24 protein-coding genes are annotated in these 25208 nt (G+C 61.4%); 12 read left to right on the plus strand and 12 right to left on the minus strand.

Annotated elements, in window-relative coordinates; all coding sequences use genetic code 11:
• Positions 1-81: 81 nt before the first annotated feature.
• Entirely contained in the window at positions 82-1203 is a 1122-nt protein-coding gene (gene zapE, locus AC1UK9_RS10725) for a cell division protein ZapE (RefSeq protein ID WP_482580015.1), read from the minus strand.
• 286 nt (positions 1204-1489) lie between these two features.
• Between zapE and AC1UK9_RS10730 the strand changes: the two genes are divergently transcribed.
• From AC1UK9_RS10730 to AC1UK9_RS10760, 7 genes are all read left to right on the plus strand, one after another.
• Positions 1490-2011 carry a Csu type fimbrial protein gene (locus AC1UK9_RS10730; protein ID WP_482580016.1) on the plus strand — a complete coding sequence of 174 codons (522 nt, stop codon included), beginning with the start codon at positions 1490-1492 and terminating at the stop codon, positions 2009-2011.
• A gap of 105 nt (positions 2012-2116) precedes the next feature.
• Positions 2117-2650 (plus strand): Csu type fimbrial protein, encoded by a 534-nt coding sequence (locus tag AC1UK9_RS10735; protein ID WP_025108936.1) that lies wholly within the window; start codon positions 2117-2119, stop codon positions 2648-2650.
• Between the two features lie 20 nt (positions 2651-2670).
• Positions 2671-3207: a Csu type fimbrial protein gene (locus AC1UK9_RS10740; RefSeq protein WP_025108937.1), complete on the plus strand. Its 537-nt coding sequence runs from the start codon at positions 2671-2673 to the stop codon at positions 3205-3207.
• A gap of 4 nt (positions 3208-3211) precedes the next feature.
• A complete protein-coding gene (locus AC1UK9_RS10745; protein WP_025108938.1) occupies positions 3212-3712 on the plus strand; it encodes a Csu type fimbrial protein in 501 nt (166 codons plus the stop codon).
• Positions 3713-3745: 33 nt separating this feature from the next.
• Positions 3746-4534: a fimbrial biogenesis chaperone gene (locus AC1UK9_RS10750; RefSeq protein WP_025108939.1), complete on the plus strand. Its 789-nt coding sequence runs from the start codon at positions 3746-3748 to the stop codon at positions 4532-4534.
• A 224-nt stretch (positions 4535-4758) separates the two neighbouring features.
• Complete coding sequence (locus AC1UK9_RS10755; RefSeq protein WP_473015173.1) at positions 4759-7116, plus strand: fimbria/pilus outer membrane usher protein; 2358 nt, start codon at positions 4759-4761, stop codon at positions 7114-7116.
• Positions 7113-8084, plus strand: coding sequence for a Csu type fimbrial protein (locus tag AC1UK9_RS10760; protein ID WP_482580017.1), 972 nt, complete (start codon positions 7113-7115; stop codon positions 8082-8084). The genes AC1UK9_RS10755 and AC1UK9_RS10760 overlap by 4 nt, the downstream gene beginning before the upstream one ends.
• A gap of 120 nt (positions 8085-8204) precedes the next feature.
• Here AC1UK9_RS10760 and AC1UK9_RS10765 read toward each other — a convergent pair whose 3' ends face one another.
• Together AC1UK9_RS10765 and AC1UK9_RS10770 are read right to left on the minus strand one after the other, a co-directional pair.
• Positions 8205-8960: an anti-sigma factor family protein gene (locus AC1UK9_RS10765; protein WP_482580018.1), complete on the minus strand. Its 756-nt coding sequence runs from the start codon at positions 8958-8960 to the stop codon at positions 8205-8207.
• On the minus strand, positions 8957-9463 hold the full coding sequence (locus tag AC1UK9_RS10770; protein WP_025108943.1) for an RNA polymerase sigma factor: 507 nt from the start codon (positions 9461-9463) through the stop codon (positions 8957-8959). The genes AC1UK9_RS10765 and AC1UK9_RS10770 overlap by 4 nt, the downstream gene beginning before the upstream one ends.
• A gap of 157 nt (positions 9464-9620) precedes the next feature.
• Here AC1UK9_RS10770 and AC1UK9_RS10775 point away from each other — a divergent pair, with 157 nt between their 5' ends.
• Both AC1UK9_RS10775 and AC1UK9_RS10780 read left to right on the plus strand, forming a co-directional pair.
• On the plus strand, positions 9621-10715 hold the full coding sequence (locus tag AC1UK9_RS10775) for a catalase family peroxidase (RefSeq protein ID WP_482580019.1): 1095 nt from the start codon (positions 9621-9623) through the stop codon (positions 10713-10715).
• Complete coding sequence (locus AC1UK9_RS10780; RefSeq protein WP_482580020.1) at positions 10712-11257, plus strand: cytochrome b; 546 nt, start codon at positions 10712-10714, stop codon at positions 11255-11257. Before AC1UK9_RS10775 ends, AC1UK9_RS10780 begins: the two co-directional genes overlap by 4 nt.
• Here AC1UK9_RS10780 and AC1UK9_RS10785 read toward each other — a convergent pair.
• A complete protein-coding gene (locus tag AC1UK9_RS10785; protein ID WP_482580021.1) occupies positions 11254-12453 on the minus strand; it encodes an MFS transporter in 1200 nt (399 codons plus the stop codon). The two genes, AC1UK9_RS10780 and AC1UK9_RS10785, sit on opposite strands and share 4 nt — an antisense overlap.
• Before the next feature lie 150 nt (positions 12454-12603).
• Positions 12604-13755, minus strand: coding sequence for a M14 family metallopeptidase (locus tag AC1UK9_RS10790; protein WP_025108947.1), 1152 nt, complete (start codon positions 13753-13755; stop codon positions 12604-12606).
• 99 nt (positions 13756-13854) lie between these two features.
• Here AC1UK9_RS10790 and AC1UK9_RS10795 point away from each other — a divergent pair, with 99 nt between their 5' ends.
• Complete coding sequence (locus AC1UK9_RS10795; RefSeq protein WP_157836049.1) at positions 13855-14019, plus strand: hypothetical protein; 165 nt, start codon at positions 13855-13857, stop codon at positions 14017-14019.
• Between the two features lie 216 nt (positions 14020-14235).
• Here the strand turns inward: AC1UK9_RS10795 and AC1UK9_RS10800 are convergent, their stop codons facing one another.
• A complete protein-coding gene (locus AC1UK9_RS10800) occupies positions 14236-14574 on the minus strand; it encodes a DUF6124 family protein (protein ID WP_025108948.1) in 339 nt (112 codons plus the stop codon).
• Positions 14575-14704: 130 nt separating this feature from the next.
• On the opposite strand from AC1UK9_RS10800, the gene AC1UK9_RS10805 reads away from it, so the two are divergent.
• Positions 14705-15364, plus strand: a complete 660-nt coding sequence (locus AC1UK9_RS10805) for a LexA family protein (protein ID WP_482580022.1) — start codon at positions 14705-14707, stop codon at positions 15362-15364.
• Between the two features lie 40 nt (positions 15365-15404).
• Here AC1UK9_RS10805 and AC1UK9_RS10810 read toward each other — a convergent pair whose 3' ends face one another.
• From AC1UK9_RS10810 to AC1UK9_RS10825, 4 genes are all read right to left on the minus strand, one after another.
• The gene (locus AC1UK9_RS10810) at positions 15405-17354 is read right to left on the minus strand and encodes an acetyl/propionyl/methylcrotonyl-CoA carboxylase subunit alpha (protein WP_482580023.1); all 1950 of its coding nucleotides are present in this window, start codon (positions 17352-17354) and stop codon (positions 15405-15407) included.
• A complete protein-coding gene (locus tag AC1UK9_RS10815; RefSeq protein ID WP_473015180.1) occupies positions 17354-18169 on the minus strand; it encodes a gamma-carboxygeranoyl-CoA hydratase in 816 nt (271 codons plus the stop codon). The genes AC1UK9_RS10810 and AC1UK9_RS10815 overlap by 1 nt, the downstream gene beginning before the upstream one ends.
• A gap of 118 nt (positions 18170-18287) precedes the next feature.
• The gene (locus tag AC1UK9_RS10820) at positions 18288-19895 is read right to left on the minus strand and encodes a carboxyl transferase domain-containing protein (RefSeq protein ID WP_482580024.1); all 1608 of its coding nucleotides are present in this window, start codon (positions 19893-19895) and stop codon (positions 18288-18290) included.
• A gap of 11 nt (positions 19896-19906) precedes the next feature.
• Positions 19907-21070: an isovaleryl-CoA dehydrogenase gene (locus tag AC1UK9_RS10825; RefSeq protein ID WP_482580025.1), complete on the minus strand. Its 1164-nt coding sequence runs from the start codon at positions 21068-21070 to the stop codon at positions 19907-19909.
• A 201-nt stretch (positions 21071-21271) separates the two neighbouring features.
• On the opposite strand from AC1UK9_RS10825, the gene AC1UK9_RS10830 reads away from it, so the two are divergent.
• Positions 21272-22969 (plus strand): AMP-binding protein, encoded by a 1698-nt coding sequence (locus AC1UK9_RS10830; RefSeq protein WP_482580026.1) that lies wholly within the window; start codon positions 21272-21274, stop codon positions 22967-22969.
• A 669-nt stretch (positions 22970-23638) separates the two neighbouring features.
• On the opposite strand, the gene AC1UK9_RS10835 is transcribed toward AC1UK9_RS10830, so the two are convergent.
• Together AC1UK9_RS10835 and AC1UK9_RS10840 are read right to left on the minus strand one after the other, a co-directional pair.
• Entirely contained in the window at positions 23639-24538 is a 900-nt protein-coding gene (locus AC1UK9_RS10835) for a hydroxymethylglutaryl-CoA lyase (RefSeq protein WP_473015185.1), read from the minus strand.
• Between the two features lie 150 nt (positions 24539-24688).
• Positions 24689-25090 carry a MerR family transcriptional regulator gene (locus AC1UK9_RS10840; protein WP_003223708.1) on the minus strand — a complete coding sequence of 134 codons (402 nt, stop codon included), beginning with the start codon at positions 25088-25090 and terminating at the stop codon, positions 24689-24691.
• Between the last annotated feature and the right edge of the window lie 118 nt (positions 25091-25208).

Genomic DNA, 25208 nt, shown 5'->3' on the forward strand with positions numbered 1-25208 from the left:
AGGCGTACTGTCAGTCAGTAATCCGTCGCTGACACTCCGCTTTCGCGAGCAGCCCGCTCCCACAAAAGGGGATCTCCAGGGTCAGTGGATTTCCTGCAACTGCCCCAAACGGCTGCGCGTGCGAGCGAGGTCGATGGCGTTGCCGCCAAGGGCCTCGCGCAGCGGCAAGCGGCTGAGCAGGGTCAGGTGTTTGTCCTGGTCGTAAAGCACGTCGATCAGGTTGATGAAGCGCTGTTGCGCAGCGATCGAGCATTCATCCAGTTCCGGCAGATCGTCGATGATCCACTGGTCGAAACGCCGGCACAGCTCCAGATAGTCCATCACTGCCGTCGGTTGCTCGCACAGATCGTCGAAGGTGAAAGCGACCCGGCGGCCATCGCACAGGCGCGTCTGAACGTGCCGGCTGCCGACCGCCAATGCAATGGCCGGGGCACCCTCGGGGGGCAGGTTCAGGGTCTGGCGCTGTGTCGGTGTGGCCGGCCATACATAGTGGCCCTGAGTGAACAGTTGGTGCGCGTGGTTGCTCGCGTGACTGCGGTAATCGAGCGGGCCGCCGACCTCCATGACTTGCATCCGTGCGTTGATCAGGTCGATCACCGGCTTGAAACGAGCGTGATAGAGCGGATTGGGCAGCAAGCCTTCCGGCGGATAGTTGGAGGTCACCAGCAACAGGATGCCGCGCTGGAACAGGGCCTTGAACAATCGGGTGATGAGCATCGCATCGCCGATGTCATGCACATGAAATTCGTCGAAACACAGCACCCGGCAATCGTCCAGCAACTCATCGAGGGTAACGGCGAGGGCATCGTCATGTTCACGGTGGTTGAACATGCCCTTATGCAGTCGGGCAAAGAACGCATGGAAATGCACCCGTTGTTTCTGCGCAGTCGGCAGCGCCTGGAAGAAGCCGTCGAGCAGCCAGCTCTTGCCGCGTCCGACCGCGCCGTGCAGGTACAGGCTCACTGGCGTTTGCGCGCGGGCGGTGAACAACTGGCTGGCCTGTTGCGCCATGCAGTCGATCACCCGCTGTTGGCTGTGGCTGAGGGTGTAACCCTGGCCATGGGCCTTGTGGCGAAAGTAATCACGGATTGCCTGGCCACTGGCGTCATGCCCGCAATTGCCCGGCCGGCCATTGGCGAGCCAGCGGCGCAGCGCCGACCAGCGTTGGGTCAGTGGCGATCGTTTGGGCGCTCGAGAGGGCACAGTGCGGTCACTCCGTGTTCATCAGACCGGCTCCCGGGAGCGCGGCGACGTAGTGTAACCAGAGGCTGCAGCAGCCTGCCATCGCGGCTCGTCGACAGTGGGCGATAACTGAACAGCATTGTGCGGTACGTACAGCAATTTTCAGCGATGTAATTCGCCTTGTTGCCAACCTTTCGAAACATATCCCGACAGTTCGATGGATCCAATCGACTGGCGGATTCGTCGACCGTTGCTAACCTGAAACACAGTAACGTCATCCAGGTGTTCCCTCACAAGGAATGGGACAGTGATTGCACGTGTGGTGGTGGGCCTGCTCGGGTTGCTTGGCGGCTTGGTGTACGCGGCGGATCTTCAGGTCGAAGTCCGCGTTGACGTGCAGCGTGGTTGCCAACTGGTCGGCCAGCAACGTGAGGCGGGCATTGAACAACTGGGCGTGCTGGATTTCGGCAGCACTGCGCGTCTCGACGACCCGGCCGGGCCGTTGGGTGCGGCGCTGACCAACCAACGGTTGCCACGCCTGGAGTGCAACCCCGACACGCCGTATCAGTTGCGTGTCGACGGTGGCTTGCATGGTGGTGTCGGTGAGGTTCGTTACATGGCGGGGGCCGCGGGGAGCAAGCCGATTCCGTATCGCTTGTATCAGGACGCGGCGCGCCGGGTGCCGCTGGTGGTAGACGTGCCGCTCAGCGGCCGGGTGCCGGACACCGGCACCGTGGAACTGCCGCTGTACGCACGCATCGAGCGTCTGGCGCAGGTGCCGCAAGTCAGCCGCTATTCGGATCTGGTCAAGGTCACCGTGACCTGGTGACGGCAGGATTTCAGGCATTCCGCTGGAGGCGGTTTGCGCAGGGAAGGGGCGTTCAATGATGAACGCAAGGTTCGCAAGCATCCTGAAGGAGTAGGGACGGGCGCAATGACAGGCAAGCACTGGATGGTCATCGCCACAGGCACGCTGCTGTTGCTCGCTGAAGACGCACAGGCGGCGGTCAGTGGGCAGATACATGCGCGGCTGATCCTGATCGCCGGCTGCGAAGTCACCAACAGCGCCACGCCGGCAATCCCCGTGAGCAATCTGGGTACCCTCGATTTCGGTCAGCAGGGGCCGACCTGGACCGCACCGATCAAGGCCAGTCTCGACGGTGACAGCAGCGGCAAGCTGAATGTCGCCTGCAATCCTTCGGTCACCGGATTCACCGTCTCCATCGACGGCGGCTCCCACGGTGACGGCACCACTCGCCGCCTGAGCAACGGGCGCCAGACCCTGCCTTATCAGCTGTTCCTGGACGCCTCGGGCAGCCAGCGTTACAGCATCGGCCAACAACACAATTTCGCTGTCACCAGCGGTGCGCAGATACCGATTCCGGTATTTGGCTCGGTGGTGGCGAATACCCGCGCGGTACCGGCAGGTGTCTATACCGACACGCTGACAGTGACGCTCGACTGGTAACCCCGTAGAGGACGGACACCATGCGCAAGTTTGCATCAAGGATTGGTTTGTCGTTGCTTGGCCTGACGCTGGTTTCCAGTGTCAACGCCGCCACCACTGTCACCGGCCAGATCACTGCCAGTCTGACCCTGATCAGCAGCTGTCAGGTCAATGGCGCCGGTGGTTCCACCGGGCTGAACTTCGGTGCCCTGAACTTCGGCACCGCCAACAGCCTGTTCACCACCGCCAGTGGTCAGGTATTGGGCGGTGGCGGCGGCGCGCTGTCGATTCTTTGCTCCAGCGGCACGACACCGGTGGTCAAAGTGCGCGCCGGCGCTCACGACGGACAATCGCCGGGTGGCGCTCGTGCGCTGTACGACGGTGTCGCCAACTACGTGCCGTACGACTTCTACACCGATGCCGGGCATTCGACGCTGCTGCCGATTGACGGGACGATCAACCTGGCAACCAGCACCGGTGTGGCGCAAACGGTGAACCTCTATGGTCAGGCAGTGGGCAAGGCCGGGTTGCCGGCGGGGACGTACACCGACACCGTCGCTGTTGAACTGACATTCTGATGCCATGCGCCGCCATGGCTGCGTCGCGCTGTTCCTGCTCTGTGCGGGCAGTGTGCCAATTCCCGTCGGAGCGGCGACCAGTCAGAGCTTTCAGGTCAGCGCCACCATCACCCCGGGGTGCCTGGTGGTCGGCGGGGTATCGAACTATGGCGGGCTGAATTTTGGCTCGAATTCGGCGCTTTCCACCGGCACCGTGAAAGTGGCGCTGACCGGAGGCGTGCAACTGCAATGCACACCGGGAGTGACGCTGAACATGAGCGTCGATGGTGGTCAGTACAACAGCAGTGGCCGTCACATGCAGCTCAACAGCGGCAGTGCGCGGGTGGCATACGCGCTGTTTCGCGATGCGGCTTACAGCCAGAGCCTGGGCATTGGCCAGAGTGTGGCGGTGGCCTACAGCGATGCGAACAACATCAGCCTGCCGATTTACGGTCAGGTGCAATTGCCGGGCAATCAGCCTGGGGGGGCGTACAGCGACGTGTTGCAGGTGCAACTGTCGTGGTGAGGCGAATTTGAATGGCCGACAAGGAGCAGGTTCATGGGGGCAGTTACGTCACGGCATGGGTGTGTGCAGTACGCGATGTTGGCGTTGGTCATGCTCGGAACCGGCAGTGCGCAGGCCGCCAGTTCGGTGCTGATCTGGCCGATCGATCCGGTGCTGGAAGCCGATCAACAGGCCAGTGCGCTGTGGCTGGAGAACCGCGGTACGGAAACCGCCAACCTGCAGATCCGCGTATTCGGCTGGAGCCAGAGTGGCTTTGAAGAGCAATACCAGAACCAGCGCGACGTGATCGGCAGTCCGCCGGTGGCGAAGATCGAGCCGGGCCAAAAGCAACTGGTGCGCCTGACCCGAACCAAGGACGTGCCGCCGGGGCAGGAACTGGCCTACCGGATCATCATCGACGAAATCCCTTCCGCTCAGCCGCCTGCTGCCGAGGGCGGCAAGACTGCGGCTGCGATCCGCTTCCAGATGCGTTATTCGGTGCCGTTGTTTGCCTACGGCGCGGGGCTGTGGAGCAAGGAAGACACCACCCGTCCACGTGATCCCAAGGGGATCGGCCTGCCACAGTTGAGCTGGCGCACGGTGGCGATCGACGGTCGGCCTTATGTCGAAGTGCGCAACCAGGGCGCGGTGCATGCGCGGCTGACCGACGTGGTGCTCAAACAGGGTGGACAGAGCAAGCCAGTGGCCGAGGGGCTGTTGGGTTACGTGCTGCCGGGCGCAGCGATGCGCTGGCCGGCACCCGGGCCGCTGGCCGGCGAGTCGGCGCTGCAGGTGCGGGTCAATGGCGGAGCGCAGGTGCAGAGTATTGCGCCAGCGAAGTAATGGCCGGGCCGAGCAGTGCTCGTTAAGTGATTCTGTGGCGAATGAGCTTGCCCCCGTCCAACGGCGCTGCAGTTGTGATACGCGCCACTCAGTGGCGTGGGTAAAAGCAAGGGCGCTTCGCAGCCCAACGGGAGCAAGCACCCTCGCCACAATGAGGTGATCAGCCTCTTGTAGAGGGCAGTGGTATCAGGAGGATTCAGTCCATTGACGGACGTAAAGCGTGTATGAGCCCGGGATGGGCTCGCCGTATTCAGCGTCCGTTGTGGCTCATGACCGGCGCGTGGTGCCTGATGTTCGTTCAACCATCCGGGGCCGGGGAACTGCCGCCGCCTCCCAGCGGCATGGAGGCCGTGAGTGATGCACAGTTGTTTCTGGAATTGGTGGTCAATCAGATGAACACCGGGCGGGTGGTGGCGGTGCAGCAGCGTGACGGGCATCTGTTCCTGCCGGCTACCGCGTTGCGTGAAACCGGGATGACGCTGCCAGACAGCAGCGGTGAAGACGTCGACCTCGACGGTCTGCCGGGGCTGCACAGCGAATACGACAGCGTCGGCCAGCGCCTGCTGCTGGAGGTGCCGCCGCAGTGGCTGCCGGACCAGTTCATCGGCAACCGTCAGAACTATCCGCGCACCCCGGCCCTGAGCAGCTTCGGCGCACTGTTCAACTATGACTTGTACCTCAACGACACCGACGATGCCGGCACCTATCTGGCGGCATGGAACGAGGTGCGACTGTTCGACAGTTGGGGCACGCTGTCCAACACCGGGCAGTACCGGCGCACCTTGTCGGGTGACTCGGTCAGCACGCTCGACAACGGCTATTTGCGCTACGACACCACCTGGCGCTACTCCGATGACGAACGAATGCTCACTTACGAGGGCGGCGACGTGATCAGCGGCGCCTTGCCCTGGAGTAACTCGGTGCGTCTGGGCGGCGTGCAGTTCTCGCGGGACTTCGCCGTGCGCCCGGATCTGGTGACCTATCCACTGCCGCAGTTTGCCGGTGAAGCGGCGGTGCCGTCGTCGGTGGATCTGTTCATCAACGGCTACAAGTCCAGCAGCGCCGACCTGCAACCGGGGCCGTACACCTTGACCAACATTCCGTTCATCAACGGTGCGGGGGAGGCGGTGGTGGTGACCACCGATGCGCTGGGGCGGCAGGTGTCGACCACGGTCCCGTTCTATGTCACGAGCAGTTTGCTGCAAAAAGGCCTGAGCGATTTTTCCGTGGCAGCCGGTACGTTGCGCCGCGATTACGGTTTGAAGGACTTCAGCTACGGCACCGGCGTCACCTCCGGCAGCCTGCGTTATGGCGTCAGTGACAGTTTCACCCTGGAAAGCCATGCCGAAGCAGCAGACTCGCTGACCCTCGGCGGGATTGGCGGCAACCTGCGCCTGGGCAACTTCGGCGTGCTCAACAGCGCCATCAGTCAGAGCCGTTTCGAAGGTGACGGTGGCGACCAGTTGAGCCTCGGTTATCAGTACAGCAGCCAGCGCTACAGCTTTTCCTATCAACGCCTGCAACGCCGCGACCAGTATGCCGACCTGAGCGTGATCGATACCCCATACGTAAGCCTCAGCCGTCGTAGCGAACAGGCGACCCTGAGCGTCAACCTCGACCGCTGGGGCAGCCTCGGTGCCGGCTATTTCGACGTGCGCGCGGCGGACGATTCGCGCACGCGACTGCTCAACCTGAGCTGGAGCAAGCCGTTGTGGCGCAACAGCAGTTTCTACCTGTCGGCCAACCGCGAGATTGGTGACAGCAACTGGGCGGTGCAGGCGCAACTGGTGATCCCGTTCGATCTGCGCGGCAGCCTGGCGATCAGCAGCGAACGCAGCAAGACCGGGCAAAGTCAGCAACGGGTCAATTACAGCCGTTCGGTGCCGACCGAGGGCGGGGTCGGCTTCAATCTGGGGTACGCCAAGGGTGATGGTGCGGATTATCGACAGGCCGACGTGACCTGGCGTCTGCAATCGGTACAGTTGCAGGCCGGGGTCTACGGCACCTCAGACGCCGAAACCCGTTGGGCCGATGCCAGTGGTTCGCTGGTGTGGATGGATCGGCAGGTGTTCGCTGCCAATCGTATCGACGACGCATTTGTGGTGGTCAGCACTGAGGGCTTTGCCGACATTCCGGTACGCTACGAAAACCAGCAGGTCGGTCAGACCGACAAGAATGGCCATTTACTGGTGCCGTGGAGCAGCGCTTACTACCGAGGCAAATACGAAATCGATCCACTGAATCTGCCGGCCAATGTGCGCAGTCCCAATGTCGAGCAGCGTATTGCCGTGCGTCGGGGCAGTGGCTATTTGCTGGAGTTTCCACTGACCCGAGTGATCGCCGCGAGCCTCGTGCTGGTGGACGCGCAGCAACGAGAACTGCCGCTTGGCGCGGGCGTGCTGCATGAGCAGAGCGGCACGCGCACGGTAGTCGGCTGGGATGGCCTGGTCTATCTGGAAAACCTGCAGGCGCAGAACTCGTTGCAGGTGACACTGGCGGACGGCAAGACCTGCAAGGCGCAGTTCAGCGTGGACATGCAGCAGAGCCAGGTGCCGCTGATCGGCCCATTGGTGTGCCAGTGATCGCCACCCGGATCTGTCTGTGCCTGGTGTTGCTGCTGCCGGGGGCAGCGCATGCCCTGTGTTCGGTGACCAGCACCACGCCGGCGGCGTTCGGCTCGATCAGTTCGATTGCCGTGCGCACCACGACCCAGCCCAGTTCCACGCTCAATGCCGGGTTGAGTTGCACCGGCTCGCTGCTGTCACTGCTGACCAGCAACGACCACTTCTACGCCACCATCACATCGACCCAGAGCGGTCTGCTCGGACCCACGGGCGATGTCATCGGCTACACGATCTACGCCAACAACAGCACCAGCTACCCGGTGACCCGTGGCACCGCCTACGACTTTGCCCGCAACGGCATCATCGACGCCTTGGGGCTGCTCAATGGCACCACGCCGAAAACCGTGCCGCTGTACCTGGGCACGACCATTGGCAGCAACGTCGCCGCCGGGGTCTATACGGAAACCCTGAGTATTTTCTGGAACTGGAATTACTGCTCGGGCATTGGCATCGGTGCCATCTGTCTCGGGCGTGATATCGCCAACGGCACTGCCACGTTGACGGTGAACCTCACCGTGTCCAACGATTGCACGATCAGTGCGCCGAACATCGCCTTCGGCAGCGCGCCGGTGATCAGCGCTTTCACCCCGGTGACCGGGCAGACAATCAATCTGGCCTGCACCAAGGGCAGCGCCTACACCGTCGGTTTGAGCGACGGGCAAAACCCGGTCAGCGTTGGCGGCCGACGGCGGATGATTTCCGGGAGCAATTATCTGGCCTACGACATCTTCAAAAGTGCCGGCACCACCCGTTGGGGCAGTGTTGGCAGTGCACGTCGCAACAGCACCGACGCCGAGGTCAATCCGGGGAACGGTCTGGGCACCGGGAGCCAGATCTTCAATTACAACGCGAAGATCTACACCGACCAGACCACGCCACCGGCTGGAACGTATCTGGACAATGTGGTGCTCGACGTGGGGTTTTGAATTCACACAGTCCCTGTTGGAGTGAGCCTGCTTGCGATAGCTTTCTGTCAGTTACATCTGATCTGACGGGTACACCGCTATCGCGAGCAGGCTCACTCCTGGAGGGGATTTGAGGCGCTTTCAGAATTGCATTGATTGCTTGAGTTGTTTTGCCGCTGGCGAATCTGTCGGGCTGACCATCGCATAGTTGTACCCGCCACCGGACCAGTAATCGGCCTGCAGATCACCATCGCTGCGGCTGCCGCGCGGCAGGAAGGTGTTCTTCGGCCCCGGTGGGCGTACGTAGAAACTGACCTTGTGGCCGCCGCGATCCTCGTACATCACCATCGCCGCCGGGCCTTCGTCGGTGCTGAGCAGACGGCCGCTGACCGGTTCGAATCCAGCGGATTTCAGGTCCGGCAGGCGACTGGCCCGAGTGAAATAACGGTCGAGCCAACGCTGCATGTCGCCGTCGGAGTCGACCTTGTAGTCCGCCGGCAAAATCCCTTGCTGAGCGATCAGTCGATAGGCCTGCAGGGCGTCGGTCATCGGTAGCAGGGAGGAGCGCACCAAGGTCATCTCCCGCGCCTGCCAGCCACTGAAACCGCCGATGCCCACTGCGATCAGCAACACCGCCGCGCTGGCCAGGTGACGCCGCGCCTGTCGCTTTAGGCGCTGGCGAATCAACGCCGGATCCAGATCTGGATTGGCTGGTTGCTGCAATGCGCCGCCCAGTGCCGCACGCAATTGTTGGGCATCCTGCTGCCAGGCATGAACCTGCGCGGCTGCGTCCGGGTGATTGGCCAGCCAGGCGTCGAGTACGCGCCGATCGGCTTCGCTGAGTTGGTGGTCGACGTAAGCGTGCAGGTCGCGCTCGCTGGGGGGCATGCTGATCATTTGAGAATCCGCAAAGAAGGGCTGCTGATTTCGCCGTCGCTGAGCTGGCGTAACGCCTGGCGCGCACGGGACAGGCGTGACATCACGGTGCCGGTGGGGACGTCGAGGATGTCGGCGACTTCCTTGTACGTCAGGCCTTCCACCGAGACCATCAATAGCAGGGCACGCTGCTCGGTGGGCAGGCGATCGAAGGCTTGCAGGGTCGCTTGGGCGATCACCGTGCGCTCGGTCGACGGCTCGGCATCGTCGCGGCCGGTGAAGAACTCCAGCATCCGCGCATAACGGCGGGAACGGCGATGGGCATCGAGAAACTGCCGGTAGAGGATCGAGAACAGCCAGGCGCGTACGTCGCCGTCGGCACGTTTGCCACCCCAGCCGGACAGGGCCCGCTCAAGGCTGGCCTGCACCAGATCGTCGGCGCTGCTGCTGTTGCGGGTCAGTGACACGGCAAAGCGGCGCAATCTGGGAATGATTTCTCTCAACTGTTCGTCGAATTCGCTCATGAAATTCTGCTAGTCACTACGCTGTGGACTAGGGAGACGTCTACCGTTCGAGGTTATTCCACGTTCGGAAAAATAAATACCGGGCCATGGAATAAATCCTGCCGGGGTGCGTCTTGCTGATTCTTCCTACTTGTGGCCGATGGCCCTGGAGTTGTTCATGGTTGATCGCACTTCACCGCCGGGCAGGCCGCCGCGTCCGCCCTTGAGTGCCGCAAGCGCAGTGTTGCGCCTGACGGCCATAGCCGTGGTGGTTGCCGCAGTGGCCGGGGCGTTTGCCTACGTGCACGGTAACCTTGACCCACAACGTCTGACGCCCAAGGCACTGGTCGATGTGCTGGAGAAAAACAACGGCGTGCATCCCGGGTTTCGTCGCAACCATGCCAAGGGCGTGTGCGTGATCGGGCATTTCGAGAGCAGCGGCGAAGCGCGGGCGTTTTCCTCCGCGCAGGTGTTCAACGAGCCGCAGACCCCGGTGGTCGGTCGTTTCGCACTGCCGGCGGGTAATCCTTACGCACCGGACAATAGCGTGCCGATCCGCAGCCTGGCATTGCGTTTCACCCAGGCCAACGGTCAGCAATGGCGCACCGGGATGAACAGTATGCCGGTGTTTCCGGTTGGCACGCCCGAGGCGTTCTATCAGTTGCAGCAAGCCCAATCGCCGGATCCGGCCACTGGCAAACCGGACCCGTCGAAGGTGCCAGCGTTCTTTGCCGCACACCCGGAGGCCGTGCCATTCCTGACTTGGGTGAAGACTGCCAAACCGTCGGCCAGCTATGCCACCGAAACCTACAACAGCGTGAATGCGTTCTATCTGGTCAACGCCAGTGGCCAGAAGCAGGCTGTGCGCTGGAGCGTCACGCCACTGGCGCGTGATGCCGCCGTAGCCACGGCGCCGGAGGGTGCGGATTTTCTCGAGAAGGATCTGGTGCAGCGTCTGGCGGAAGGGCCGTTGCGCTGGCAGTTGAACATCACCCTGGCCAATCCCGGTGATCCGGTGAACGACGCCAGCAAGACCTGGCCCGAGGGGCGCAAGGTGTTGAACGCCGGCACGCTGGTGCTGGAGAAGACTCAGCCGCAACTCAGCGGCGAATGCCGTGACATCAACTACGATCCGCTGGTGCTGCCGGCCGGTATCGAAGGCTCCGACGACCCATTGCTCGCCGCGCGTTCTGCCGGTTACGCCGATTCTTACCTGCGGCGTACCAGTGAAGTCAGCCAATTGCCCGCCGCCAAGCAGGAGGCTCGCCCATGAGCACGCAACCGACTCATTTTGCACTGCTGGCGCGGCTGCTGCACTGGCTGATGGCGCTGATGATCATCGCCATGTTGTTCATTGGCGCCGGCATGGTCACCTCCGTTTCGCAGCGGCATGAATGGCTGATTCACCTGCACAAACCGCTGGGCATCGCGATTCTGCTGCTGGTGGTCGTGCGCCTGTTTGTGCGGTTTTCCACCCGACAGCCGCCGTTACCGGCAGATCTGCCCGGCTGGCAGGTGATGGCGGCCAAGGCGTCGCATGTGTTGTTGTACGCGTTGATGCTGGTGCTGCCGGTGCTCGGCTGGGCGATGATCAGTGCGTCAGGCGAGCCGGTGATGCTCAGCAGTACGTTGCAGTTGCCGTCGATCCTGCCGGCCGATGCGCAGCTGTTTGCCTTGCTGCGCAAGGCGCATGGCTACCTGGCATATCTGCTGTTCCTGACCGTGCTGTTGCACCTGGCGGCGGCGCTGTTCCATGGTTGGGTGCGCCGCGACGAGGTGCTCGACAGCATGCTGCGTGGTCGGGATCGCGACTAGCCTGCCTGGGTGGCGCACCGCTGCGGTGCGCCACTGTTCAGGGTCAGCCACCAGTAACCCAGCGCCAGCGCATTGATACCGGCGCCGAGCAGGCACACACCGGTCCAGCCGGCCCATGCGTACATCGCCGTCGAAATGAGCGAACCCACTGCGCTGCCGATCGAATAAAACAGCATGTAGCCGGCGGTGAGGCGGCTTTGTGCTTCGGGGCGCACGCTGTAGATCATGCTCTGGCTGGTGACGTGCACGGCCTGCAAGCCCAGATCGAGCGTGATCACGCCGAGCAACAGGGCCCACAGCGACGACTGAGTGAGGGCGATCGGCAGCCACGACGCCAGCATCAGCAATAACGAAAGTCCACTGACCCATTGGCCAAGCCCCCGGTCAGCCAGATGTCCGGCGCGTGCCGCAGCCAGTGCACCGGCGGCACCGGCCAGGCCGAACAAACCGATTTCACTGTGGGACAACGACAGCGGCGGCGCGGCCAGCGGCAGCACCATCGGCGTCCACAGGACCATGGCGCTGGCGAAGGTCAGCAAGGCGAGTATCGCCCGTTGTTGCAGCACCGGCTCTTGCCTGAACAGGCTGAACACCGAAGTGATCAGCGCGCCGTAGCCGCTGGCCGGCTGCGCGGACTCATCCTTAGGCAAGACGCGCAACAGCAACAGCGCCATCAGCAGCGTCAGCCCTGCCGACAGCATGTAGATCGCCCGCCACCCGGCCAGGTCAGCCATGGCCCCGGCCACAGTACGCGCGAGCAGGATACCGACGACGATGCCGCTGGTGACGACCCCGACGACCCGGCCACGTTGCGCCGGGAGGGCCAATGTCGCGGCGTAGGCGACCAAAACCTGCGTTACCACCGCGAGCAGGCCGGTCAGGGTCATGCCGAGCAGTAGCCACACGCTGCTGGGGGCCAGCGCGATCAGCAGCAGGGCGGCTGCCGAGAGCAGGGTCTGGGTGACGATCAGCCGTCGTCGGTTGAGCAGGTCGCCGAGCGGCACCAACAACACCAGACCGATGCCATAGCCGATCTGCGTCAGGGTGATGACGATGCCGATGGTTGCCGGCGACATGGCAAATGCCTCGGCCATGGCGTCCAGCAGCGGCTGCGCGTAATACACGTTGCCCACGGCCAGACCGCAGGCAACGGCGAACAGCAGCACCACGCTGCTTTTGAGTGATTGAGGTTGCATGCCCTGATTCCTTTTCGGGTTTCAAAATAAAACCAGAATCACGGTAAGCATTCTGGTTTTAATTTGCAACCTTGTTGGTCGTGGCGTTTGATAGCGCAAAAAAAAGATCGCAGACACAGCTGCGATCTTTTGGGTGTGGCGGGGGAGGGATCAGCGCAGGGTATCGACCATGTCGGCGATGGTGGTCAGTACGTCCTTGCCCAATTGTTTAGAGCGCTTGCCCGACCAGCCAGTGAGCGGATTCGGCGCGTCATCGTGGTCCTTGAACGGCATTTCCAGAGTCAGCGACAGGCAGTCGTATTTCTCGCCAACGCTGTTGCACGCCAGGGTCATGTTGGCCTGGCCTGGTTCGTCGCGGGTGTAGCCGTATTTGGTCTGGAAGTCTTTGGTGGTGTGCTTGAGGTGCGTGCGGAAATGCTCTTCGAGCTTCTCGATACGCGGCGTGTACCCCGGGTTGCCTTCGCAACCGGCAGTGAACACGTGGGGGATTTCCTCGTCTCCGTGTACGTCGAGGAACAGATCGACGCCGTACTTTTCCATCTGCTGCTGTACGAAAAGGACTTCAGGGCTGATGTCCTGACTGGCGCTTTGCCAGGCACGGTTCAAGTCCTGACCCATGGCGTTGGTACGCAGGTGGCCGTGGAAGGCACCGTCCGGGTTCATGTTCGGCACCAGATACAGGTCGGCACTGGCCAGCAGTTTGTTCAGCACCGGATCTTCGTGGCGTTCCAGACGCTCGATTACGCCTTCCATGAACCATTCGGCCATGTGCTCGCCCGGGTGCTGTTGCGCGATGATCCAGACTTTGCGCTGGCCCTCGGCGCCGCTGCCCTTGCGCAGCAACTGAATGTCACGACCTTCGACGCTTTTGCCGGTGGCCAGCAGTTCAGTGCCGGCCTTTGTCAGCGCCTGTTCGATCAGCCAGTCATGACGGCCACGGCTGTAGGGTTCGAAGTAGGCGAACCAGGCGTGGGTCTGCTCGGCTTCGAGGCAAAAGCGCAGGCTATCGCCTTCGAAACTGGTAGGAATGCGGAACCAGTTGACGTGGTCGTAGGAAGCAACGGCCTGATAGCCGGTCCAGGCTTTGTTATAGGAGGATTGGCTGGCGTTGACCAGGCGAAACCAGTGCTCTTGATGAACATGCAGGCCGCTGGCCTTGAAGTGAAACCACTGAAAATGCGCGCTGCGGGTATCCGGGCGGATGGCCAGAACCGGGTTGAGCGGGTTGGAGATGTCGATGACTTGAATGTTGCCGCTGTCGAAGTTGGCGCTGATGTCGAACGAAGATTTGGCCACGGTCATAATCGGTTCCTGAATATGATTTTTATGGCGGCTACTTTACACGCAAGACTGGGGGGAAACCGAGGGAAATTGCGGGGTTGCGGTGGGGGGGCGTCTTCCATGACGCGCAAGCAGCTTAGAGACTGTGCGATTGATTCTCAAGTGCTAATTGTCATTAGTTTGCCCCAATCTGGCCGGGCTTCGCTTGCCAAGCGATATTCTTTTGATATTATCCGCGCCATCGAATTTGCAGCACCTAAAGACTTCATTAGCCTGAAGCCATAAGCCCGAAAACGGGCAAAAAAAGACCCGGCAAAAAGCCGGGTCAAAAACCGTGATTAGCCTGATGAGGAGATAGTCCAGAAGACCGACCTAAGGTCTCTGGTCCATCGACTGATCTCGCGACCAGTTGCTTGCAATAATAATCATTATCATTTGCAAGTCAAATGTTTTTATCTGTGCGATGGGGAAATTCTTTCCTGTCCTCTGTTTCAGTGTTCTTCAGAGCTGTTCGCCATCAATTGAATGGTCGACCATCGCTCGCGCCATATCCACCATATGCACCACCGAAAATGCCAGGTCGCGACTCGCGCCCTGCAGGTTTTCTGCTGCCTTGAAGGCGGTGGCGGCTGCACAACGCAACAGGTCGGAGGCATGCACCAGAGCCTCTTCGCCACTGAGATGACGTTTTACATCGAAAAAACGCTCTTCGACCTCGGGTTCTGACACAGCCGGTTTCAAGTAATAATCCAGCGCCCGCTGCGCTGCCGCGTTGCCTTGAGGGGAGGTGAACGTGGTGTCCATCTGCAGATCGGGCAAGTCTTTGCTGCTGATATTCATGGTGAAAGGTCACTCCTTGTTCGATTGAAAATCCGTGCTTTCAGAATAGTACGGTACGTAGTTGTGACCAGAATTTAAATACTACAATATGTGTTTTGCTGGCCGAAGGCGTCCACGTAAGGTGCCCCATATGGATAAATGGATTGAGTTGGTCAAGGCCAAGATGAGTGAACTCAAAATCACTCAAACAGAGCTCGGAGAGCGCGTCGGCATGTCCCAGGGCGGCATCGGCCATTGGCTGAACAAGCGTCGCGAACCGGGCATCACCCAAATGAACCGAGTGTTGCAGGCGCTGGGGATGGAGTTCCTCGAAGTGGTGCTGGTGATCCGTGAACCGCAGGAAGCGGCGGATGACGAAATGCCGCTGGCGCAGAAGTACAACCCGTACTTTCGCTACCCGGTCAGCGACTGGCGCGCCTCGTGCGAAACACGTGAGAGTGCAACCACGGCTTATGCCCCGGCGCAGGACAAGCAGCGCTTCGAGTTGACGGATTATCACGCCCGTGGTGCGGCGTTCTGGCTGACGGTGGCGGGGGATTCGATGACCGCACCCACCGGCCAGAGCATTGCCGAAGGCATGCTGATCCTGGTGGACCCGGAAGTGGAGGCGGTGCCCGGCAAACTGGTGATTGTCCAGTGGCAGGCGAGTGAAGAAGCGATCTTCCGCAAACTGGACGAAGAGGGCGGCCAGCGTTACCTGGTACCGCTCAATCCGACCTGGCCGAAAGCCCTGTTCACCGACGAGTGTCGAATTATCGGCGTAGTGGTTCAGGCAACGGCGCGTTTCTAGTCAGATCGATCCTCGCCCGGCGTAGGATCGATCTGTCCATTTACACGGCTTCCAGTTCAACCAAGGCGCTGCCTTCGCCAACCATTTCGCCTTCCTGGCAATACAGCGCCTTGATCACTCCCGCATGGGGCGCACGGATGCTGTGCTCCATCTTCATCGCCTCCAGTACCACCAGTTGCGCGCCGGCCTCGACCGCTTGCCCGGCCTCCACCAACACCCGCACGATGCTGCCATTCATCGGTGCAGTCAGCCCGCCCTGATGGCTATGGCTCGCGTCTACGGCGCTGATCGGGTCGTAGGCCTCGATGCGGCGCAACTCGCCGTCCCATTGCAGATACAGTGAATCGCCTTGGCGAAGGGTGCGCAAAGTACGGCGCACGCCATCGTGCTCGACCACCAGTGCTTCATCCGACAGTTTGGCGTTGCCGGCGCTGCCCAAGGTCAGCGCTCGATCCTGACCTTCACAGCTCAAGTGCAAAGTGATTTCCGCCGGCAGCCCCGCGCGCAAACCATTGTTCAATGCCCATGGCGAGCCCAGGTCGTCCGCTCGCACCGCGCCCGGCAGACTCTGCGCGAAAGCCTGCGCTGCGGCATTCCAGAAGTCGTCGCTGAGCGCGCCTGGTGCCGGCAACAGCTGCTCCTGATACCGCGGAATAAAGCCGGTATCCAGCTCCGCCGCGGCAAAGGCCGGGTGCGCGATGATTCGCCGCAGGAAGTTGATGTTGGTCTTCAAACCGCCAATCGCGAACTCGTCGAGCATGCTCAACAGCCGCAGCCGCGCCTGCTCGCGATCCTCGCCCCAGGCGATCAGCTTGCCAAGCATCGGGTCGTAGAACGGCGAAATCTCGTCACCTTCTTCAACCCCACTATCAACCCGTCGCCCCGGGCCGGCAGCCGATTCGCGGTACAACGCCAGACGCCCGGTGGCTGGCAGGAAATCATTCGACGGGTCTTCAGCATACAGCCGCACTTCAATCGCGTGACCGTTGAGCGGCACTTGATCCTGAGTGATCGGCAACGCTTCACCGCGTGCCACGCGAATCTGCCACGCCACCAGATCGAGGCCGGTAATCGCTTCGGTCACCGGGTGCTCGACCTGCAACCGGGTGTTCATTTCCATGAAGAAGAATTCGCCACGGGCGTCGAGCAGAAACTCCACGGTACCGGCACCGACATAACCGATCGCCTGCGCCGAACGCACCGCCGCTTCGCCCATGGCACGGCGCAGCTCTGGGGTCAGGCCCGGCGCCGGTGCCTCTTCGACGACTTTCTGATGGCGGCGCTGGATCGAGCAATCGCGCTCGTTGAGGTACAGGCAGTTGCCGTGCTGATCGGCGAACACCTGGATTTCCACGTGACGTGGTTTGAGCAGGTATTTCTCCACCAGCATCCGCGAGTCACCGAACGATGATTGCGCCTCACGCTGAGCCGAGGCCAAGGCTTCGGCCAGTTGGCTGACGTCCTCGACCACTTTCATGCCCTTGCCGCCGCCACCGGCAGTGGCCTTGAGCAGTACCGGATAGCCAATGCGTTCACAGGCATCGCGGAAGGTTTCCAGATCCTGCGCCTCGCCGTGATAGCCCGGCACCAGCGGCACGCCAGCGTTTTCCATCAAGGCTTTGGCGGCAGACTTGCTGCCCATGGCGTCGATGGCCGAGGCGGGCGGGCCGAGGAAAATCAGTCCGGCCTGCTCAATGGCGCGGGCGAATCCGGCGTTCTCGGAGAGAAAGCCGTAGCCCGGATGAATCGCCTGCGCGCCGCTGGCCTTGGCCGCCGCGATCAGTTTGTCGATTTGCAGATAGCTGTCCGCCGCTTTGCTGCCGCCCAGGTCGACGCGGATATCCGCTTCCCGGCTGTGCCGCGCTTCGCGGTCGGTGGCGCTGTGCACGGCGACGGTGGTCAGGCCCAGTGCCTTGGCGGTACGCATTACCCGGCACGCGATTTCGCCGCGGTTGGCCACCAGCAGGGTGGTGAGAACAGGTGCGCTCATCAACGCGGCTCCTTGGTGGTGGTTGCGGCTTGCCAGCTCGGCGCACGTTTTTGCAGGAAGGCGCGCAAGCCTTCCTGGCCCTCAGGGCTGACTCGGATGCGGGCGATGGCGTTTTCGGTGTAGCGGCGCAGGGCCGGAGTCAGCGCGCCGTTGCCGACTTCACGCAGCAGATCTTTACTGGCGCGCATCGCGGCGGGGCTGTTGAGCAGCAGGTTGTTGATCCATTGTTCAACCTGTTGATCCATTTCTGCAGTTGGATAGCTCTCGGATAACAAGCCGATTTCCCGCGCACGCTGGCCGCCAAAACGCTCAGCGGTCAGCGCATAACGACGTGCGGCGCGTTCGCCGATGGCCTGCACCACGAACGGGCTGATCACCGCGGGTGCCAGGCCGATGCGCACTTCCGACAGGCAGAACTGCGCGTCATCGGTGCCAATCGCCATGTCGCAGCAACTGATCAGGCCCAGCGCGCCGCCGAACGCCGCACCTTGCACCACGGCCAGCGTCGGGATTTTCAGCTTGGCGAGGTTGTACATCAGCTCCGCCAACTCGCGCGCATCGTCCAGGTTGGTGTGGTAATCGAGTTCGGCCGACTGCTGCATCCACGCCAGATCGGCGCCGGCGCTGAAGTGTTTGCCACGCCCGCGCACCAACAGGAAACGCAGGCTGGCGTCGCTGGCGACCTTGTCCAGCGCCAGAATCAGCTCGCGGATCATCTCGGCGTTGAACGCGTTGTTCTTTTCTGCGCGGTTGAGCCACAGGGTCGCGAAACCGCGTGGGTCGTTCTGCAGCTCAAGGGTGTTGAAATCGCTCATATTCATCCGTCTCCACGGTTTCTGCGGGAGCGAACCGGCTCGCGAAGAACGATGACGCGGTCAGGCCGACAAACCGCGCGGAAGCCTTCGCGAGCAGGCTCGCTCCCACAAAAAAGCATCACATCCGGAACACGCCGAAGCGGCTCGGTTCGATAGGCGCGTTCAACGACGCGGACAAGGCCAGGGCCAGCACATCGCGGGTCTGCGCCGGGTCGATGACCCCGTCGTCCCACAGCCGTGCGCTGGAGTAGTAAGGGTGACCCTGTTCCTCGTACTGGTCGAGGATCGGTTGCTTGATCTCCGCTTCCTGCTCGGCACTGAAGGCCTGGCCGCTGCGTTCAGCCTGCTCGCGCTTGACCTGCACCAGCACGCCGGCCGCCTGCTCGGCGCCCATCACGCCGATGCGTGCGTTTGGCCACATCCACAGGAAGCGCGGGTCGTAAGCGCGCCCGCACATGCCGTAGTTACCGGCGCCGAAGCTGCCACCGATGATCACGGTGAACTTCGGCACCTTGGCGCAGGCCACCGCCGTCACCAGTTTCGCGCCGTGTTTGGCGATGCCGCCGGCCTCGTATTTCTGCCCGACCATGAAGCCGGTGATGTTCTGCAAGAACAGCAGCGGGATGCCGCGCTGGCAGGCCAGCTCGATGAAGTGCGCGCCTTTCTGCGCGGCTTCGGCAAAGAGAATGCCATTGTTCGCCAGAATCGCGATCGGGTAGCCGTGCAGGTGTGCAAAACCACACACCAGCGTGGTGCCGAACAGCGCCTTGAACTCATCGAACACCGAGCCGTCGACCAGCCGCGCAATCACTTCACGGACATCGAACGGTTGCTTGGCGTCGGCCGAGACCACGCCATACAACTCATCGCTGGCGTACAGCGGCGCAACCGGCGCACGTTGCTGCACCTCGCCGAGCTTGCGCCAGTTGAGGTTGGCGACGCTGCGGCGGGCGAGGGCGAGGGCGTGTTCGTCGCTCTCGGCGTAATGGTCGGCCACCCCGGAAATTTTGCAGTGCACATCGGCACCGCCGAGGTCTTCAGCGCTGACCACTTCGCCGGTCGCCGCTTTCACCAGCGGCGGGCCGGCGAGGAAGATTGTCGCCTGATTGCGCACCATGATCGCTTCGTCCGCCATCGCCGGCACATACGCGCCTCCGGCGGTGCACGAGCCCATGACCACGGCGATCTGCGGAATGCCCATGGCACTCATGTTGGCCTGGTTGAAGAAAATCCGGCCAAAGTGTTCACGATCTGGGAACACTTCGTCCTGACGTGGCAGGTTGGCGCCGCCCGAGTCCACCAGATAGATGCACGGCAGGCGGTTCTGCTGGGCGATGGTCTGCGCGCGCAGGTGTTTTTTCACGGTCAGCGGGTAGTACGAGCCGCCCTTCACCGTCGCATCGTTGGCGACGATCATGCACTCGACGCCTTCGACCCGGCCGATCCCGGCGATCACGCCTGCGGCGGGTACGTCTTCGCCATACACGGCGTGTGCGGCGAGCTGGCTGATTTCCAGAAAGGGCGAGCCAGGATCGAGCAGGCGATTGATGCGTTCACGCGGCAGCAGTTTGCCCCGCGAGGTGTGACGCTCCTGGGCTTTCGCGCCACCGCCCTGTGCCACTTGGGCGAGCAGGGTGTGCAGGGCGTCGACCTGTGTGAGCATCGCCGCGCTGTTGGCAGCGAACTCCGCTGAACGAGGGTTGAGCTGGGTATGCAGGATAGCCATGGACAGCTCCGTTAGCGGGTTTCGTTGAACAGTTCGCGACCGATCAGCATGCGACGGATCTCACTAGTGCCGGCGCCGATTTCGTACAGCTTGGCGTCACGCAACAGACGGCCGGCGGGGAATTCGTTGATGTAACCGTTACCGCCGAGAATCTGGATTGCGTCGAGGGCCATTTGTGTGGCGCGCTCGGCGGTGTAGAGGATCACCCCGGCGGCGTCTTTGCGGGTGGTTTCGCCGCGTTCGCAAGCCTGGGCCACCGCGTACAGGTAGGCGCGGCTGGCGTTGAGCTGGGTGTACATGTCGGCGACTTTGCCCTGGATCAGCTGGAATTCGCCGATGCTCTGGCCGAACTGTTTGCGGTCGTGGATGTACGGCACGATCAGGTCCATGCACGACTGCATGATCCCGGTCGGTCCGCCGGACAGCACCACGCGTTCGTAATCGAGGCCGCTCATCAGCACTTTCACGCCGCCGTTGAGCACGCCCAGAATGTTTTCTTCCGGCACTTCGACGTCATCGAAGAACAGCTCGCAGGTATTGGAGCCGCGCATGCCGAGCTTGTCGAACTTGTTGCTGCGGCTGAAGCCTTTCCAATCGCGCTCGACGATGAATGCGGTGATGCCGTGCGGGCCTTTTTCCAGATCGGTCTTGGCGTAGATCACGTAGGTGTTGGCGTCGGGGCCGTTGGTGATCCAGGTCTTGCTGCCGTTGAGCACGAAACGGTCGCCGCGTTTGTCGGCGCGCAGTTTCATCGAAACCACGTCGGAACCGGCGTTCGGCTCGCTCATCGCCAGTGCGCCGACGTGTTCGCCGCTGATCAGTTTCGGCAGGTACTTGGCTTTCTGTTCGTGGTTGCCGTTGCGGTTGATCTGGTTGACGCAGAGGTTGGAATGCGCGCCGTAGGACAGTGCCACCGAGGCCGATCCACGGCTGATTTCTTCCATCGCCACCACGTGCGCCAGGTAACCCAGGCCCGCGCCGCCGTACTCTTCCGGGACGGTGATGCCGAGCAGGCCCATGTCACCGAACTTGCGCCACAGATCGGCCGGGAACAGGTTGTCGCTGTCGATTTGCGCGGCGCGCGGAGCGACCTCTTTGGCGACAAAGGACTGAACCTGATCGCGCAGCATGTCGATGGTTTCACCGAGGGCGAAGTTCAGGGATGGATAGCTCATGGGTCACCTTTTGGCTTTTTTGTAGGGCGGGGAGAGCGGCGGTTCGGCTCTCACCTTTACGTTAACGTAAGCCTGCGGCGAATGGCTGTCAATCACCCTTTACGTTAACGTCAACTTGAGCGAGAGTAGGGACAGTTCTGAATGGTCGGAGCTGATATGGCTCCGGTCCAACACCCGCTAATAAAGACAATAGGGGTCGTCATGGATCAACCCAGTGCAAACCCGCAGCGCAGCTATACCCGTGGTTCCCAGGACAAAGCCTTGCTGGCGATGACCATCGGAAAGAAGTTCGACGAAACCGTCGCGCAGTACCCGGATGGCGAAGCGCTGGTGGTGCGTCATCAGCAGCAGCGTTACACCTGGCGGCAATTGGCCGGGGCGGTGAACGTACACGCCAGAGCCTTGCTGGCGCTGGGTTTGCAAGCAGGGGATCGGCTCGGCATCTGGGCACCGAACTGCGCGCAGTGGTGCATCACGCAAATTGCCACGGCGAAAATCGGCGTGATTCTAGTCAATATCAACCCGGCCTACCGCAGCTCCGAGCTGGAATACGTGCTCAAGCAGTCAGGCTGTCAGTGGCTGGTGTGTGCCGGGGCATTCAAGTCTTCGAACTACCACAGCATGTTGCAAGGCCTGGTGCCGGAACTGGCTGAGCAATCCATCGGTGAACTGCGCAGCGAGCGTCTGCCGGATTTGCGCGGGGTGATCAGCCTCGACGCACAACCCCCTTCAGGTTTCCTGCCGTGGTCACAATTGACCGACATGGCGTGCGGCGTTACCCCAGAACAACTGAGCGAACGCAGCGACAGCCTGCACTTCGATCAACCCGTGAATATCCAGTACACCTCCGGCACCACCGGTTTTCCCAAAGGTGCGACCCTCAGTCACTACAACATCCTCAACAACGGTTACATGGTCGGCGAAAGCATCGGCCTGACCCCGAGCGATCGTCTGGTGATTCCGGTACCGCTGTATCACTGCTTCGGCATGGTCATGGGCAATCTCGGCTGCATCACCCACGCCAGCACCATGATTTACCCCAATGATGCGTTCGATCCGTTGCTGACATTGCAAACCGTCGCCGAAGAACAGGCCACCGGTCTGTACGGCGTGCCAACCATGTTTATCGCCATGCTCGATCAGCCGCTGCGCGCCGAGTTCGATCTGTCGAGCCTGCGCACCGGGATCATGGCCGGGGCCACTTGCCCGATCGAGGTGATGCGCCGGGTCATCAGCGAGATGCACATGAGCGAAGTGCAGATTGCCTACGGCATGACCGAAACCAGCCCGGTGTCACTGCAAACCGGTCCGGCGGATGAGCTGGAACTGCGCGTGACCACCGTCGGCCGCACGCAGCCGCAACTGGAAAGCAAGATCATCGACGAGGCCGGCAACCTGGTGCCGCGCGGCACCATCGGCGAACTGTGCACCCGCGGTTACAGCGTAATGCTCGGTTACTGGAACAACCCGCAGGCCACCGCCGACGCCATCGATGAGGCCGGCTGGATGCACACCGGCGACCTGGCGAGCATGAATGATGAGGGGTACGTGAACATCGCCGGGCGTAACAAGGACATGATCATCCGTGGTGGCGAGAATGTTTACCCGCGTGAACTGGAAGAGTTCTTCTTCACCCATCCGGCGGTGGCCGACGTGCAGGTGATCGGCATTCCGTGCTCGCGTTACGGTGAAGAGATTGTCGCCTGGATCAAATTCCACCCCGGGCACAATGCCTCTGAGCTTGAGCTGCAAACCTGGTGCAAGGAACGCATCGCGCACTTCAAAACGCCGCGTTACTTCAAGTTTGTCGAAGAGTTTCCGATGACGGTGACGGGCAAGATCCAGAAATTCCGGATGCGCGAGATCAGTATCGAAGAATTACGCGAAAAGCACGCCTGACAAAGATCAAATGTGGGAGCGGGCTTGCTCGCGAATGCCGTGTTCTATTCACCAAGCATGTTGACTGACCTGACGCATTCGCGAGCAAGCCCGCTCCCACAAAGGGGGCGGCGGTGAAAACAGGAATCACAGGAAGCACAAAGGGGAGCCGAAGCTCCCCTTTAATTTTGTCGTCGCGTGCTCTTTTTTATTATTGAGGGGCGGTCTGTTGTTGTTTTTGGCAACCGTGGCCCTTTACCGCTGTTTTTTGGCGACCCCCATCCGGGGTCAAGAGCAAACGTATTTTTTTGAGCGCTGATCTGCTTTCTCGCCAAGCGATCCAACCGATTCGGGAGCTACCTGAAGGTAGTTTTATTGTTCTCTGCCCGGTTGCGGGTCACTCCTGAGAGCACCCTGAAAAGCACACCTTCTCCAAAAAAATCTGTTAGCTGCGTCTCTGCCGTGTTGTTTTTGTTATGTCAGAGTCGGTACGTCTTATTTTTATTGGTTTGCTGCTTTTTATTCTTGTTATGCCATAGAGATAGCAGAAGCCGTGCCAACTTTTAAAAATCCTTTTAAATCAATGAGTTGAGTTTTTGAAGGAATTTTCCTTCAGTGCAAACCAGACAATTTGTTTCCGTGTTACTCGTCTATGCCCACGTTTCGGACACAGCGGTAACACCTTCGCCCTCACTGTGCGCTGCGGGCCTTGGCCACGCGCGAACCGCTTGGGCGACCGAGTACTGCGCTGATCTGCTGACCCGCAGCAATCAAGGCGTCGAGGTCGATACCAGTCTCGATCCCCAGGCCGTTGAGCAGGTACACCACGTCTTCGGTGGCGACGTTACCGCTCGCGCCTTTGGCATACGGGCAGCCGCCGAGGCCGGCGATAGAGCTGTCGAACACCGCGATGCCTTCGAGCAGGCTGGCATAGATGTTGGCCATGGCCTGGCCGTAAGTGTCGTGGAAATGGCCGGCGAGCTTTTCCCGTGGCACTTGTGCCGAAACCACTTCGAACAATCTGCGGGTCGCGCCAGCGGTGCCGGTGCCGATGGTGTCGCCGAGAGAGACTTCATAGCAGCCCATCGCATACAGCTCGCGGGCGACCATCGCCACTTGCTCCGGGGCGACCGAGCCTTCATACGGACAGCCGAGCACGCAGGACACGTAACCGCGCACGGTAACGCCGTGCTGTTTCGCCGCTTCCATGATTGGCGCAAATCGCGCCAGGCTTTCGTTGATCGAGCAATTGATGTTGCGCTGCGAGAACGCTTCGGACGCGGCGGCGAACACGGCGACTTCTTTCACGCCGGCGGCCAGCGCGTCCTCAAAACCGCGCAGGTTTGGCGCCAGCGCGCCATAGGTTACGCCGGGCTTGCGCTGGATTTGCGCGAACACCTCGGCCGAACCGGCCATCTGCGGTACCCATTTCGGTGAGACAAAACTGCCGACTTCGATGTAACCCAGACCAGCGGCGCTCAGGGCGTCGACCAGTTGCACCTTGTCAGCCACGCTGATCGGCTGGGCTTCGTTCTGCAGGCCATCACGCGGGCCGACTTCGATCAGGCGTACTTGGGAGGGGAGGGACATGGCGGTTGACCTGCTCATTTTCGGAATGACATGAGTTCCCCTGTGGAAGCGGGCTTGCTCGCGAATGCGGAGTGTCAGATACCAATGTGTCGACTGTCACAGTGCATTCGCGAGCAAGCCCGCTCCCACAGTGGGAGATGTTGGGTTCAATTACTGCGCTATCTGCTGACTCTTGAGCGTCTGCTCCAGTGCCTGCACGCAGCGCTCCTCAGCGGTATCGAGTTCCAGTTTCATCTGTTCGATGTCGAGCAACTGCTGCTCCAGCTGCTCGCGGCGTTCGCTGATTTTCGCCAGCATGCTGTTCAGCTGTTTGGTGTTACCGCTGGACGGGTCGTAGAGTTCGATCAACTCGCGACACTCGGCCAGCGAGAAGCCGATGCGTTTGCCGCGCAGGATCAACTTCAGGCTGACCTTGTCGCGTGGTGAATAGATGCGTTCCTGGCCACGGCGCTCAGGGCTGAGCAGGCCTTGCTCTTCATAAAAGCGGATCGCCCGGGTGGTGATGTCCAGCTCGCGGGCGAGGTCGGAAATGCTGTAGGTCTGGCTGCTCATGAAAGCGCTCGAAAAAAGGTCTTGGCGCTAAGCTAATGGGTGGTTGACGTTTACGTCAAGGTTCAAGGTTCAAGGTTCAAGGTGTGTGGTGTGAGTGCTGGCCTCTTCGCGAGCAAGC

The sequence above is a fragment of the Pseudomonas sp. AK-TSAG1-1 genome (assembly GCF_056821665.1).

Bases quoted from the DNA above. Each gene is read 5' to 3' on its own strand.
- AC1UK9_RS10735 (WP_025108936.1), top strand. From the start codon at position 2,117: ATGACAGGCAAGCACTGGATGGTCATCGCCACAGGCACGCTGCTGTTG.
- AC1UK9_RS10740 (WP_025108937.1), top strand. From the start codon at position 2,671: ATGCGCAAGTTTGCATCAAGGATTGGTTTGTCGTTGCTTGGCCTGACG.
- AC1UK9_RS10745 (WP_025108938.1), top strand. From the start codon at position 3,212: ATGCGCCGCCATGGCTGCGTCGCGCTGTTCCTGCTCTGTGCGGGCAGT.
- AC1UK9_RS10750 (WP_025108939.1), top strand. From the start codon at position 3,746: ATGGGGGCAGTTACGTCACGGCATGGGTGTGTGCAGTACGCGATGTTG.
- AC1UK9_RS10755 (WP_473015173.1), top strand. From the start codon at position 4,759: ATGAGCCCGGGATGGGCTCGCCGTATTCAGCGTCCGTTGTGGCTCATG.
- AC1UK9_RS10765 (WP_482580018.1), bottom strand. From the start codon at position 8,960: ATGATCAGCATGCCCCCCAGCGAGCGCGACCTGCACGCTTACGTCGAC.
- AC1UK9_RS10770 (WP_025108943.1), bottom strand. From the start codon at position 9,463: ATGAGCGAATTCGACGAACAGTTGAGAGAAATCATTCCCAGATTGCGC.
- AC1UK9_RS10775 (WP_482580019.1), top strand. From the start codon at position 9,621: ATGGTTGATCGCACTTCACCGCCGGGCAGGCCGCCGCGTCCGCCCTTG.
- AC1UK9_RS10780 (WP_482580020.1), top strand. From the start codon at position 10,712: ATGAGCACGCAACCGACTCATTTTGCACTGCTGGCGCGGCTGCTGCAC.
- AC1UK9_RS10785 (WP_482580021.1), bottom strand. From the start codon at position 12,453: ATGCAACCTCAATCACTCAAAAGCAGCGTGGTGCTGCTGTTCGCCGTT.
- AC1UK9_RS10790 (WP_025108947.1), bottom strand. From the start codon at position 13,755: ATGACCGTGGCCAAATCTTCGTTCGACATCAGCGCCAACTTCGACAGC.
- AC1UK9_RS10795 (WP_157836049.1), top strand. From the start codon at position 13,855: ATGACGCGCAAGCAGCTTAGAGACTGTGCGATTGATTCTCAAGTGCTA.
- AC1UK9_RS10800 (WP_025108948.1), bottom strand. From the start codon at position 14,574: ATGAATATCAGCAGCAAAGACTTGCCCGATCTGCAGATGGACACCACG.
- AC1UK9_RS10805 (WP_482580022.1), top strand. From the start codon at position 14,705: ATGGATAAATGGATTGAGTTGGTCAAGGCCAAGATGAGTGAACTCAAA.
- AC1UK9_RS10810 (WP_482580023.1), bottom strand. From the start codon at position 17,354: ATGAGCGCACCTGTTCTCACCACCCTGCTGGTGGCCAACCGCGGCGAA.
- AC1UK9_RS10815 (WP_473015180.1), bottom strand. From the start codon at position 18,169: ATGAGCGATTTCAACACCCTTGAGCTGCAGAACGACCCACGCGGTTTC.
- AC1UK9_RS10820 (WP_482580024.1), bottom strand. From the start codon at position 19,895: ATGGCTATCCTGCATACCCAGCTCAACCCTCGTTCAGCGGAGTTCGCT.
- AC1UK9_RS10825 (WP_482580025.1), bottom strand. From the start codon at position 21,070: ATGAGCTATCCATCCCTGAACTTCGCCCTCGGTGAAACCATCGACATG.
- AC1UK9_RS10830 (WP_482580026.1), top strand. From the start codon at position 21,272: ATGGATCAACCCAGTGCAAACCCGCAGCGCAGCTATACCCGTGGTTCC.
- AC1UK9_RS10835 (WP_473015185.1), bottom strand. From the start codon at position 24,538: ATGTCCCTCCCCTCCCAAGTACGCCTGATCGAAGTCGGCCCGCGTGAT.
- AC1UK9_RS10840 (WP_003223708.1), bottom strand. From the start codon at position 25,090: ATGAGCAGCCAGACCTACAGCATTTCCGACCTCGCCCGCGAGCTGGAC.